General features: G+C 63.0%; 9 protein-coding genes. 6 read left to right on the forward strand and 3 right to left on the reverse strand.

Annotated elements, in window-relative coordinates; translation table 11 throughout:
* Position 1 precedes the first annotated feature (1 nt).
* Both J1C56_RS15750 and J1C56_RS15755 read left to right on the forward strand, forming a co-directional pair.
* Positions 2–3,064: a sarcosine oxidase subunit alpha family protein gene (locus J1C56_RS15750; RefSeq protein WP_246591429.1), complete on the forward strand. Its 3,063-nt coding sequence runs from the start codon at positions 2–4 to the stop codon at positions 3,062–3,064.
* Positions 3,057–3,689, forward strand: coding sequence for a sarcosine oxidase subunit gamma (locus tag J1C56_RS15755; protein WP_214391004.1), 633 nt, complete (start codon positions 3,057–3,059; stop codon positions 3,687–3,689). Before J1C56_RS15750 ends, J1C56_RS15755 begins: the two co-directional genes overlap by 8 nt.
* A gap of 160 nt (positions 3,690–3,849) precedes the next feature.
* On the opposite strand, the gene J1C56_RS15760 is transcribed toward J1C56_RS15755, so the two are convergent.
* Entirely contained in the window at positions 3,850–4,224 is a 375-nt protein-coding gene (locus tag J1C56_RS15760; RefSeq protein WP_214391005.1) for a BRA0787 family protein, read from the reverse strand.
* A gap of 367 nt (positions 4,225–4,591) precedes the next feature.
* Here J1C56_RS15760 and J1C56_RS15765 point away from each other — a divergent pair, with 367 nt between their 5' ends.
* From J1C56_RS15765 to J1C56_RS15775, 3 genes are all read left to right on the forward strand, one after another.
* Positions 4,592–7,300, forward strand: coding sequence for a phosphoenolpyruvate carboxylase (locus J1C56_RS15765; protein WP_246591432.1), 2,709 nt, complete (start codon positions 4,592–4,594; stop codon positions 7,298–7,300).
* A 40-nt stretch (positions 7,301–7,340) separates the two neighbouring features.
* Complete coding sequence (glyA, locus tag J1C56_RS15770; RefSeq protein WP_214391006.1) at positions 7,341–8,645, forward strand: serine hydroxymethyltransferase; 1,305 nt, start codon at positions 7,341–7,343, stop codon at positions 8,643–8,645.
* Between the two features lie 80 nt (positions 8,646–8,725).
* Complete coding sequence (locus J1C56_RS15775) at positions 8,726–9,373, forward strand: LuxR C-terminal-related transcriptional regulator (protein ID WP_214391007.1); 648 nt, start codon at positions 8,726–8,728, stop codon at positions 9,371–9,373.
* Between the two features lie 6 nt (positions 9,374–9,379).
* Here the strand turns inward: J1C56_RS15775 and J1C56_RS15780 are convergent, their stop codons facing one another.
* Together J1C56_RS15780 and J1C56_RS15785 are read right to left on the reverse strand one after the other, a co-directional pair.
* The gene (locus J1C56_RS15780; RefSeq protein ID WP_214391008.1) at positions 9,380–10,162 is read right to left on the reverse strand and encodes an anti-sigma factor family protein; all 783 of its coding nucleotides are present in this window, start codon (positions 10,160–10,162) and stop codon (positions 9,380–9,382) included.
* The gene (locus tag J1C56_RS15785; RefSeq protein ID WP_214391009.1) at positions 10,159–10,698 is read right to left on the reverse strand and encodes an RNA polymerase sigma factor; all 540 of its coding nucleotides are present in this window, start codon (positions 10,696–10,698) and stop codon (positions 10,159–10,161) included. Before J1C56_RS15785 ends, J1C56_RS15780 begins: the two co-directional genes overlap by 4 nt.
* Positions 10,699–10,876: 178 nt before the next feature.
* Here J1C56_RS15785 and J1C56_RS15790 point away from each other — a divergent pair, with 178 nt between their 5' ends.
* Entirely contained in the window at positions 10,877–12,253 is a 1,377-nt protein-coding gene (locus J1C56_RS15790; protein ID WP_214391010.1) for a S8 family serine peptidase, read from the forward strand.
* The last annotated feature ends 147 nt before the right edge of the window (positions 12,254–12,400 follow it).

The following is a 12,400-nucleotide window of genomic DNA, read 5'->3' on the forward strand; positions in this document are numbered from 1 at the left end:
CATGTCGGGCTATTCCGGATCCGAACCGCTCGGCAGGACGGCCGCACTTGAGGGAACAACCCCAAGTGCGCGCAGCCAGGCAGCATCGGCCAGCCAGTCGCACCGGCTGCGCAGCGGCGGTCTGATCGATCGCCAGCAGCCACTGCAGTTTTCTTTCGACGACAAGGTCATGTCGGGCTTTGCCGGCGACACGCTCGCCTCCGCACTCGTTGCCAACGGTGTCAAGCTGGTGGCGCGTTCGTTCAAGTACCATCGCCCGCGCGGCATCATCACCGCCGGTTCCGAGGAGCCGAGCGCGCTGGTGGAAATGCGCACCGGCGCCCGCAAGGAACCAAACACCCGCGCCACCACGCAGGAGCTCTATGACGGGCTTGTCGCCCAGAGCCAGAACCGCTGGCCGTCGCTGCGCCGCGACTTCATGTCGATCAACCAACTGTTTTCGCCGATCTTCGTCGCCGGCTTCTACTACAAGACCTTCATGTGGCCGGCGAAGTTCTGGGAGGCGATCTACGAGCCGATCATCCGCCGCGCCGCCGGTCTCGGCAAAAGCGCGGCGCTGCCCGACCCCGATCACTACGACAAGGCCTGGGCGCACTGTGACGTGCTCGTCATCGGCGGCGGCGCGGCTGGTCTTTCGGCCGCCTTGGCGGCTGGCCGTGCCGGTTCGCGTGTCATCCTCGTTGAAGAAGACAGCCGCCTTGGCGGCCGCCTGCTCAGCGATGGCGGCGAGATTGATGGCATGCATGCCGAGGAGTGGGTGCGTCGTACGACCGACGAACTCACAGCGCTTGCGAATGTCCGCATCATGGTCCGCACCGCGCTGTTCGGCGTCTATGATGGCGGCGTCTATGCCGCGCTCGAGCGCGTCAACGACCACGTTCCGGTGCCGGGTCCGCATCAGGTCCGCCAGCGCGTCTGGCGTATCGTCGCCAAGCGCTCCGTCGTGACAGCCGGCGCCATCGAGCGCCCGGTCGTCTTCCCGGGAAATGACCGCCCGGGCGTGATGATGGCGTCCGCCGTGCGCACCTATGTCCACCGCTTCGCTGCGATGCCGGGCCGCAAGGTTGCCTTGTTCACCAACAATGACGACGGCTGGCGCACGGTCGAGGCCGTCCAGCAGGCGGGCGGCGACATCGCCGCTGTCATTGACCCGCGCGGAAAAGTGCCGGCGGAATATCAGGCGCTGGCCGAGCTCTCCGACCTGCGCGTGTTTTCGGGCGGCGTCTCGGACGTCAAGGGCGGCGTGGACGGTGTACGTGGTGTTGTCGTCACCGACGGCAACGGCCGCACCCAGCAGATCGACGCCGACTGCCTCGCCGTCTCAGGCGGCTGGAACCCGAATGTAGGGCTCTCCTGCTTCCACCGCGGGCGGCCTGTCTGGCGCGACGACATCGCAGCCTTTGTTCCCGGGGATTCGCCCAAGGGCATGACCACGGCTGGTGCCGCCAATGGTGAATTCTCGCTCGGCGCCTGCCTGCGTGATGGCCATGCGGCTGGTGTCGCAGCCGCCGCAGAATGCGGCGCGACTGGCAATGCCGGCGAGGCGGCGGAGGCCGGCGACGAAATCTATGCGATCTCACCGCTCTGGCAGGTCAAGGCCAAGGGCAAGGCGTTCGTCGACTTCCAGCACGACGTCACCGCATCGGACGTGACGCTGGCGCAGCGCGAAGGTTTCGAGAGCGTCGAACACCTCAAGCGTTACACCACGCTTGGCATGGCGACCGACCAGGGCAAGACCTCCAACATCACCGGCCTTGCGATCATGGCCGAAGCCACCGGCCGCACCATCCCGCAGACCGGCACGACGATCTACCGTCCGCCCTATGCACCGGTGGCGATCGGCGCGCTCGCCGGGCATCACCGCGACGAGAATTTCCACGCCTGGCGCTTGACCCCGTCGCATCACTGGGCAGCGGCCCGGGGCGCTGTCTTCGTCGACACCGGCCTGTGGAAGCGCGCGCAGTGGTATCCGCAGCCTGGCGAGAAGGACTGGATTGAATCAGTTACCCGCGAAGTGCTCGCGGTCCGCAACGGCGTTGGTTTCTGCGATGTCTCCACGCTCGGCAAGGTTGACGTGCGTGGCGCGGATGCCGGTACCTTCCTCGACCGTGTCTACATCAATGCCTTCTCTTCGCTTGCCGTGGGCAAGGCGCGTTACGGCCTGATGCTGCGCGAAGACGGCATCGTCATGGACGACGGCACGACCTCGCGTATCGCCGAAGACCACTATTTCCTGACCACCACCACGGCCAAAGCCGGTCCTGTGATGGCGCATCTCGAATTCTGCCGCCAGGTGCTCTGGCCCGAGCTCGACGTGCAGCTGTCGTCGGCGTCGGATCAGTGGGCGCAGTTCTCCATCGCCGGGCCCAACACCCGCAAGCTGCTGCAGGAACTCGTCGATCCGTCCGAAGACATGTCCAACGAAGGCTTCCCCTTCATGGGCGCTCGCGAGGTCATGCTGCGCGGCGGTATCACCGCGCGCCTGTTCCGCATCTCGTTCTCCGGCGAAATCGCCTTCGAAATCTCGGTCCCCGCCCGCTACGGCGGTGCCATGGCGCAAAACCTGATGATTGCCGGTCGTGATCTGGGCGTCACGCCCTATGGCACCGAAGCACTCGGCGTCATGCGCATTGAAAAGGGCCACGTCGCCGGGCCAGAGCTCAACGGCACCACGACCGCCGACGATCTTGGCCTTGGCAAGATGATGTCGAAGAAGAAGGACTTCATCGGCCGCGTCATGGCTGGCCGCGAAGCGCTGACGGCACCCGACCGCCAGGTGGTTGTCGGCATCAAGCCGCTTGACCAGAAGCGTCGCCTGCGCTCCGGCGCGCATGTCTTGCCCAAGGGGGCGATACCTGGTCCTGAGACCGACCAGGGCTACGTCACCTCGGTCTGCTATTCGCCGATGCTGGAGCAATGGATCGGTCTTGGCCTGGTCGAACGCGGCCGCGAGCGCTTCGGCGAAATCGTGCGCATCCACGATCCGCTGCGCAACGAAGACTATGAAGCCGAAATCTGCAACCCAGTCTTCTATGATCCAGAAGGAGCGCGCCAGCGTGGTTGATTATCTCTGGAACACCCAATCACCGCTGCAGAAGGCGCTTGTTCCCGGCCGTCATGGCGCAGCTGGAGCACATGCAGGCGTGACGCTCAACGAAGTGCGCGACATCGTGCTGGTGCAGGTCATGGCACGGCGCGGCAAGGCAGCGGAAACCGGCAAGGCGGCCAAGAAGCTGTTCGGCGTGGAGGCACCTGCCACGCCGAAGGCTGTCATTGGCAAAACCGCCACGTTGATATGGTCCGGCCCCGATCAGTTCACTGTCATCGCACCACGTACAGACGAGGCCTCGCAGCTTGCGGCCATGGCGCAGGTCTTTGCCGGATCAGCATCTTTGTCCGACCAGTCGGATGGCCGCTGCCTGATAAGGGTTTCAGGCCCGCGTGGCCGCGATGCCATCGCCAAGTTCTCGTCGCTTGATCTGCACGACCTGGCCTTTCCGGTCGGCGCTGCGGCGAACACCTCGGTCGACCACACGGCGGTGAACCTGTGGCGCGAGGCAAATGGCGCTGACGGGCACCCAGTCTACAACATGCTGGTCTTCACCAGCTTTTCCGACAGCCTGTGGCACACCATCGTGGATTCGTCGCTGGAGTATGGCGTCGAGGCGGCGAGCGCCCGGGCGGCCTGACGCACGCTACCCGTCAAACTGGAAAGCCCCGTTCGACCGGACGGGGCTTTTTCATTTGGCGCTGGCTCCAGCGCCAGGCAAGGCAGACATTCAGGCGCAAAAAAAGCTCCACCCCAAGCGCGGGAGCGCCTGCGGCAGAGCTCATTGGGATCCGACCGGATCAGGCCTCGACGCAGGCCTTGTGCAACTGGATCAGCGATGCCGTCGGACGCAGCAGCGACAGCGTCAGACGCTCGACGCAGATCGGCATCACCAGCTTGGCGCCATCCGCATAAAACGAACCGCCCGAGGCGCGGAACGAACCCTTGTCGACGATGGTTTCGAGCACGTCGCGCGTGCGCAGCGGCAAGAGGTCGGTGCAGGCGCTCATCCGAGCGAAGATGTGACTGATGGGGACGTTGTAGCCATCGACGGCTACGAGAGGCTCTTCATTGCCTTCTTTCCATTCCTCCAGCGCTTCGAGCGCATCATGGAAAGCGTTGTGAAGGGTAATGGGCGCGTGGCCCTCGAAAAGTTCCGGCAGCACTTTCTGCATTGGCATGTTCCTCTTCAAGCTCGATTGGATCGTGCTGCGGCGATGCGGAATTCGATAGTGGACCTCACTTTCAAGCGCCTCCCTTACTTGCCTTATATGCAACATATTTGCACATGAGTTAAATCTCGTCCACTGCAAAACGCACTGGACCAATCCTCGGCAAGATCCTGATTTTCAATATGGTGCGGTAGTCCAATTTGGGCTTTGCGACCATCGTTCGGCCAGTGTCGGCACCACCCGAACGAATAGGAAATCTACCCGTCCGGGGCGTTTTCAAGCCGGCACAAAAACTGTCTGCTGTCAGTTAGGAAAACTGCATCTTCCCGGACAGCCGGCTCAACAAGGCGAAGTTCGGGAACAACTCGAGATGAATGGGTGCCGCTTGGAGGAGAGCAGACCACTCAGCTTTCGCGAGGACGTCCGCAGCCTGTTGTTCAGGGTGCTTTTGGCCGTCGTCAGCGAACGCGAGCCCGATATGGCGGAGGTGCTGACCGGCCGTGCGAGCCTCGACGCGCTTGAAAGCGGGCAACGCATCGCTGCGTTGCAGGCAACCGGCATCTGGTTCCAGCTCGTCGCCATTGCCAATGAGCTTTTGGCCATGCGGTCGCGTCGTGAGCTGGAGCAGATGGGAGGCGCTGACGAGGTCATCGGCTCCTTCGCCAATGTCGTGGGCGAGATCGCCGCCGCCGGCTACCCGGCCGAGGAGATCCAGACTACCCTCGACGGGCTCAGTGTCGGGCCGACAATGACGGCGCATCCGACCGAAGCCAAGCGCGTCACTGTGCTCGAAATTCATCGCCGTATCTATCGCAAGCTGACCGAACTCGAACAGCAGCGCTGGGCGCCGCGCGAACGCGAACAGCTGATCGACGATCTCAAGAGCGAGATCGAGCTTCTGTGGATGTCGGGCGAGCTTCGGCTCGAGCGCCCGTCGGTCGAACGCGAGATCGCCTGGGGCCTGCACTTCTTCCGAGAGGTCATATTCGAGGCCACACCTAAGCTCTACGACTCGGTCGAAGAGGCGCTCGCTCGCCACTATCCGGAATACGATCTGAAGGTGCCGTCCTTCATGCGCTATGCCTCCTGGATCGGCGGCGACCGCGACGGCAATCCCAATGTCACCGCCAAGACCACGGCCTATGCGCTCAACGAGTGTCGCCAGGCGATCATCGGCTGGTATATCGGCCAGGTGCGCAAGCTGGTCACCGTGCTCAGCATCAGCGCCAATGTCGTCGATGTCCCTGATGCCTTCATCAAGGCGCTGGGGCATGCGCTGCACCGCAGTGGCAATGCCTCGGAGATCGTCGCGCGTAATCCCGACGAGCCGCTGCGCCAGTTCGCTGCCGCGATGCTAGATCGCCTGGAAGCGATGCGCGGCGAGGCCTCGGCCAAGCCTTATGCCCGCTCTGATGGCTTCAAGACCGACCTGCGCGAGCTTGAAAACGTGCTGGCCCAGCTCGGCGGCAAGCTGATCGCCAGACGCTTCGTCCGGCCCTTGCGCCAACAAGTCGAAACCTTCGGTTTCCGTACCGTCTCGCTCGACATCAGGCAGAATTCCACCGTCGTCAATCGCGTGCTGGCGGAACTGTTCAAGCTTGCCGATCCGGCTGCGGCGCCAGCACCCGATACGCCACAATGGACGCAGCGTATACGCGCGGCGCTGAACTCCGGCGAACAGCTGGAAGTCGACCGGCTGGCATTGTCTGAAGAAGCACAGGAACTGCTCGACCTGTTCGATGTCATCCGCAAGGCTTCGGCTGGCTTGAATGGCGGTGCCGTCGGCGCCTTCATCCTGTCAATGACGCGGTCGAGCGACGATCTTCTGGCCGTCTATCTGCTGGCGCAGTATTCCGGCTTGGCCACGGCGATGGACGGCAGCGGAACCATCGCGCTCCGCGTTGTCCCGCTGTTCGAGACCATTACCGATCTGCGCGCAGCGCCCGAAATCCTCGACCAGCTGTTCGGCGTCTCGATCGTGCGCCGCTCGGTGCGCGATTTCGGCAACGCCCAGGAAGTGATGCTCGGCTACTCCGACTCCAACAAGGATGGCGGCTTCCTTGCTTCCAACTGGGAGCTGAACAAGGCACAGCGCCGCATCACCGCGCTCGGCATCAAGCGCAAGGTCAAGATCAGCTTCTTCCACGGTCGCGGCGGCTCGGTCAGCCGCGGCGGTGCGCCGACGGGCAGGGCGATTGCCGCTCAACCAGCTGGCACGATCGGCGGCGCGATGCGTGTCACCGAACAGGGCGAGGTTGTGTCGTCGAAGTTCGCCAATCGCGGCACCGGGCTCTATCAGCTCGAAATCCTTGCCGCGAGTGTCTTTGCCCACAGCGTCAAGTCGCCGAATGAAGCCGAGCTGAAGGACATTCCCGAGTTCAGCGAGGCACTGGAAGCGCTGACAGGCATGTCGCAGGCCTCATATTCGGGCCTGATCAACGAGCCCGGCTTCATCGACTACTTCCACCAGGCAAGTCCGGTCGAGGAGTTGTCGCTGCTCAAGATCGGCTCGCGCCCGGCGCGGCGTTTCGGTGCTCGCGACATCTCCGACCTGCGCGCTATCCCTTGGGTCTTTGCCTGGAGCCAGAACCGTCATCTCTTGACCAACTGGTACGGTATCGGCAGCGCGCTGAACTCTTTCGTCAATGTGCGCGGCGATGCCGGCCTGGAATTGCTCCAGCAGATGTTCGAGCGTTCACGCTTCTTCCGGCTCGTCATCGATGAGGTCGACAAGGGCCTCTACCAGTCCGACATGGACATCGGAAAGCTCTATGCCGGGTTGGTGCAGGAACGCGAGGTTGGCGAGCGCATCTACGCTAAGATTTCAGCTGAATATGCGCTGACGCGGCGGATGATCTCCGAGGTCAATGGCGGCTTGAAATTGTCCGAGCGCTTCCCAGCCTTCAAGCGGCATTTCGATCGCATCCGCCCGCAGATGGACTCGATCCACCGGCTGCAGGTGCAGCTGTTGCGCGAGGTTCGTGCCCAGGATGATGCCACCGTCAATCCCAAGCGCGCGGTCAACGCGCTCCTGCTTTCGATCAACTGCATTTCCGCCGGCCTCGGCTGGACCGGATGACCCAGATTTCAGGCGCCTCAGGCGCTGCTAGGAGGAGCCTATGAATATCCCTACCAGACCCGGCATCGGCAGTGCCCGCAACTTCTTTCGCACCGGCGTCGCGCAGGCGGATCCAGCCGTCAGCGCTTCGATGGACCGCGAACTCCAGCGCCAGCGCGACGAGATCGAACTGATCGCGTCGGAAAACATCGTCTCCAGGGCGGTGCTCGAGGCGCAAGGCTCGGTTCTGACCAACAAGTACGCCGAGGGCTATCCCGGCCGTCGCTACTATGGCGGTTGCGCTTACGTCGACGAGGTCGAGAATCTGGCGCGCGAACGCGCCAAGACGATGTTCAACTGCAGCTTCGCCAACGTCCAGCCCAATTCGGGCAGCCAGGCCAACCAGGCGGTGTTCATGGCGCTGATGCAGCCGGGCGACACGTTCCTCGGCCTCAATCTGGCCGCCGGCGGCCACCTTACCCATGGCGCGCCGGTCAACCAGTCCGGCAAGTGGTTCAACGTCGTCTCCTATGGCGTCAAGCCCGACACGCATCGCATCGACATGGACGAGGTCCGCGACCTGGCCAAGAAGCACCAGCCCAAGGTGATCCTTGCCGGTGGCTCGGCTTATCCGCGCATCATCGACTTCAAGGCGTTCCGTGAGATCGCCGACGAGGTTGGCGCCAAGCTGTTTGTCGACATGGCGCATTTCGCCGGTCTGGTTGCCGGTGGCGTGCACCCCAACCCGCTCGAACACGCCCATGTCGTGACGACAACCACGCACAAGACCTTGCGCGGCCCGCGCGGCGGCATGGTGCTGTCCAATGACGAAGAGATCGGCAAGAAGATCAATTCGGCGGTTTTTCCGGGCCTTCAGGGCGGTCCGCTGATGCATGTCATCGCCGCCAAGGCGGTCGCCTTCGGCGAGGCGCTGACGCCCGACTTCAAGGTCTATGCCGCCAACGTCGTCTCCAACGCCAAGGCGCTGGCCGAAACGCTGCAAGAGGGTGGTGTCGACATCGTCTCCGGCGGCACTGACACGCATCTGATGCTTGTCGACCTGCGCCGCAAGAACCTCACCGGCAAGGCCGTGGAAGCCTCGCTCGGCCGTGCCCATATCACCTGCAACAAGAACGGCATTCCGTTCGATCCGCAGGGGCCGATGGTCACATCGGGTGTTCGTTTAGGCACGCCGGCATGCACGACGCGCGGTTTCCTCAATGAAGAGTTCCGCCAGGTTGGCCGCATGACGATGGCCGTCATCGACGGGCTTGCGGCTAATGGCGAGGAGGGCAACGCCAAGATCGAGGCTGCCGTTCGTGAAGAAACGCACGATTTGGTCAGCCGATTCCGAATCTACGACTGATTTTTGTCGTAGAAGAGCAGGCACGCCTTGGCGAATTCGAGTGGAATGCGCCAAGGCACGATGCCTAAGATGGCGGGCTGATGGCGCAACAAAAGAAGCTGAACGTCCTGATCGCCGAGCGCAACCCGCTGGTGATATCGGCTTTGCGCGACATGATCAGCCGCGACGAGCGGTTTACCTTCGTCGAAGGCGTGCAGAGCGGCGACGCCTTCATCAAGGCTGTCGCGGCAGTAGAGCCGGCATTCGACGTCGCAATCGTTGCCTGGAAGCTGTCCGACATGGACGCCAGCGAAGTTCTTACCGAGCTGCAGCGCCGACAGCTTACTGCTCGTATGGTGATCTTTTCCAACGACCATGACATCGGCATATTGAAGCAGTGCGTGCGATTGGGCGTGCAAGGCTTCTGCTATCAGTTCGATGATCCATGTATCCTGTTCGACACGCTGCTTGCCGTCGCGAACGGGCGCATCTGCATTCCCTACATCGATGTTGCAAAGATCAACGAGACGCCGCTGTCGCGCCTCACGACGCGCGAACTCGAGCTGCTTGGCGTGCTGGCGGATGGCTGGACCAACCTGCAGATCGCGACAAGGACCGGGATCTCGGAGAACACGGTCAAGTATCACCTCAAAAATCTCTACGACAAGCTGGGCGTGCGCAACCGCGCCATGGCGGTTGCGCTCTATGCCAGCGAGCGCAAGCGCGGTCCGCAACCGAACCCGCGATAGAGCCGGTCACGGCAGGCCGAGCGCCTTTTTCTCCTCCGCTTCCGACAGCGGCGCCCCGGCGTGGATCGTGGTCAGATAGGCATCGACTGTCTCGGAGGCGCCGGCCGGAACATAGTCCTGTCCGGCAGTCGGTGCCGCAACGGCAAGCCTGAGGTCCCAGTTTTGCCCGACCCGGCAAGCGACCGAAACCAGTGACGTTTCCGATACACGATGAAGTTCGAACTCGCGGCAGAGTGCGCCTGCTTCGTCGCGGAAGCTCGAGACGAACTTGATCGTGGTGCCACCGGCATTGATGTCGGCGCCTGATGGTGTGGTGGCGAGCGCCTTGGCGACCACTGGATCACTGATCGCGGCAACCATCCCGCCTGAAACGGGTGCGCCTGCCTTGCCGGCGAGATAGCCGCCGGCGCCGACGATGACGGCTGCCAGCGAGGCCGCGAGCGGCAACGTCCAGCTCGAGCCGGCCTTGCGTGCTGCTGTCTTCGGCTGGAAGGTCACGACGTTATCGGCGGCAGGCTGCTGGCTTGTTTCAGCAGTTGCATCTTCGCGCTTGCGCACCACGTCGATCATCTTCTGCACCGACTGTGTCAGTGCCTCGGGCACCGGCTCGTCGATCAGAGGCTTCAGCGCAGCCGATGCCTGGACGCGGCTTTCCATGAAGGCGGCGACGCGGGCAATGAGCGCGTCGTCCGAGCTCATGGCTTCCTCGATCGCCGCCGTGGTTTCGGCGTCGAGCTCGCCATCGGCGAAGGCCATCAGGGTTTCGTCGTCGAAATCGCGCCTGCTCATGTCTTCCCACCTTTTTCGGGTGAACGGTCGGCTGCAGGGTTTATTCCGGCTGCCTCCGCAAGATTCTTGCGGGCGCGGGCCAGCCTGCTCATGACGGTACCAATGGGGATGCCCAGCACCTCGGCTGCCTCCTTGTAGGACAGATCCTCGACGCAGACGAGCAGCAGCACCTCGCGTTGCTCGTCGACAAGCTCGTCGATCGCCACAGCCACGCTTTTCAACGTCATGCGCGCTTCGACGTCACGTTCGCCGCTCGAACCGACAATGTCTTGGCGGTCGTCGATATCCTCGCGCGGGCCAGCCGTTTTGGTGCGCCTGATATGGTCGATCCACAAATTGCGCAGGATGCGGAACATCCATGCGTCAAAACGCGTGCCCGATTCGAACCTGTCCTGGCTGGCCAGAGCCCGTTCGCAGGCCGCCTGCACGAGATCGTCGGCGAGATCGCGCGACCGGCACAGCGAAATCGCGAACCGGCGCAGATTGGGCAGGAAAGCGATCAGGCGATCGCTGACTGAAACATCGTCACCCTTCATGCAGTCGTATCCTGTCTCTCCCACCGCAGAAATCGGCGAGGCCACGGAATAAACCGACCCCTCGTCCGTTGGGCTCAAAATGCACAAATGTAGTCAAAATGATATGGGATGCCGAAAGGCTTATGTGGATCGCTAACAATTGCCGTCTGCGCGCCATATCGGCAGGAAAGGACGAACCATGCCTCTGAAGCGCCCTTCAGGTCCCCTTGCGGTTGTTTTCGCGTTGGCCTTGAGCGGAGCGACCTTTGGTGTCCCCACGGCAAACGAGTTGCCAACGCAGGTTTTCGGAACCGGGCTTGCGATCGCCGATGACGATGATGACGGCGGCGGTGGTGGCGGAAGTTCTGCCGGAAGCAGGGACTCAAACTCGCTGGGGCAAGGGGTTGGAAAGGGGCGCAACCTTTTCGACCTTTTCCGCAAACCGGAACCACGGCGGAAGGCAGCGGCGCGGCCGGCTGCCGCACTTGTACGCCAGGCGCCGCAAGAGATCGTGGCCCTCGGTCTCGATCAGGGTGCGATCACCAACCTGACCGCCGCAGGCTATTCGGTCAGCGACCGTGCTGATGTAGCACTCGTCGGGGCCGAAATCGTCAAGCTGCGCGTTCCCAGCGGGACGACGCTCGAAGCGGCCCGCGCACAAGTGACGGCTGCGGCACCTAACGCGGTCGTCGACTTCAACCATTTCTACCGGCCCGATCAGGACCGTCCCAATCCTTGCGGTGACGATCAGTGCTTGGCGCGCCATGTCGTTGGCTGGCCCGAGACTGGGGCGATGCCGGATCGCTGCACCGCGCCGGTGCGGATCGGCCTTATCGACACGGCCATCAATGCCGAACATCTCGCCTTTGCCGGCGGGCGCATTGAGACGATCAGGTTGGGAAAGGGCTCTCTTCCGGAATCTACGCGCCAGCATGGCACGGCGGTGGCGGCACTTCTTATCGGCTCGGCAAAAAGCCGAACGCCTGGCCTCGTACCCGGCGGCGAACTCATTGCGGTGGATGCTTTCCAGCGCAGTGGCAATGATGACCGTTCCGCCGTCTACGATCTCGTTCGGGCAATCGACCTGTTGGCGGGCAAGGGCGTGCTGGTCATCAACATGAGCCTGACGGGCCCGGCAAACCTTCTGCTTGAGCGAACTGTCGAGATGGCAACGCAGCGCGACATCGTGCTGGTTGCGGCCGCCGGCAATGGCGGTCCGCGCGCGGCCCCGCTCTATCCCGGCGCCTATGACGAAGTGATCGCGGTGACGGCAATCGACCGGCGCAAGAATGCCTATCGCCGCGCCGGAGCCGGCGATCATATCGATATCGCCGCACCTGGCGTTCAGGTGTGGACGGCTGCCTCGGTCAAAGGCGCGTCATCCAAGACCGGTACGTCCTTTGCCGCCCCCTTCGTTACGGCTGCAGCCGCGATGATCAAGGCCGCCAATCCGCAGCTCACGGCTGACGAGGTCGAGGCTTTGCTGCGTCAAGGTGCCGAAGATCTCGGCAAGCCCGGCAAGGACCCGGTGTTTGGCTGGGGCCTGCTCAATGCGCGAACGATCTGCCGGAGCTGAGCTGCACTCGAGGCGCAGGACGCGCCTCGTATCATCCTGTTTTCATGTTGATTTTCAGCTTATGCGCGGAGATCGAAAATAGTTTGCCGGCGATGGAATAGGTTCCGGCAGCCCCCGTTCTTCCTGACGTAGCCGCTCTGCGGCGCG

This window comes from Aminobacter anthyllidis (genome assembly GCF_018555685.1).
Taxonomy (GTDB): domain Bacteria; phylum Pseudomonadota; class Alphaproteobacteria; order Rhizobiales; family Rhizobiaceae; genus Aminobacter; species Aminobacter anthyllidis.

What these genes read in the sequence shown, in the direction of transcription:
- J1C56_RS15780 (WP_214391008.1), bottom strand. Translation starts at nt 10,162, where the DNA reads ATGAGCAGGCGCGATTTCGACGACGAAACCCTGATGGCCTTCGCCGAT.
- J1C56_RS15785 (WP_214391009.1), bottom strand. Translation starts at nt 10,698, where the DNA reads ATGAAGGGTGACGATGTTTCAGTCAGCGATCGCCTGATCGCTTTCCTG.
- J1C56_RS15750 (WP_246591429.1), top strand. Translation starts at nt 2, where the DNA reads ATGTCGGGCTATTCCGGATCCGAACCGCTCGGCAGGACGGCCGCACTT.
- J1C56_RS15765 (WP_246591432.1), top strand. Translation starts at nt 4,592, where the DNA reads ATGAATGGGTGCCGCTTGGAGGAGAGCAGACCACTCAGCTTTCGCGAG.
- J1C56_RS15760 (WP_214391005.1), bottom strand. Translation starts at nt 4,224, where the DNA reads ATGCAGAAAGTGCTGCCGGAACTTTTCGAGGGCCACGCGCCCATTACC.
- glyA (WP_214391006.1), top strand. Translation starts at nt 7,341, where the DNA reads ATGAATATCCCTACCAGACCCGGCATCGGCAGTGCCCGCAACTTCTTT.
- J1C56_RS15790 (WP_214391010.1), top strand. Translation starts at nt 10,877, where the DNA reads ATGCCTCTGAAGCGCCCTTCAGGTCCCCTTGCGGTTGTTTTCGCGTTG.
- J1C56_RS15775 (WP_214391007.1), top strand. Translation starts at nt 8,726, where the DNA reads ATGGCGCAACAAAAGAAGCTGAACGTCCTGATCGCCGAGCGCAACCCG.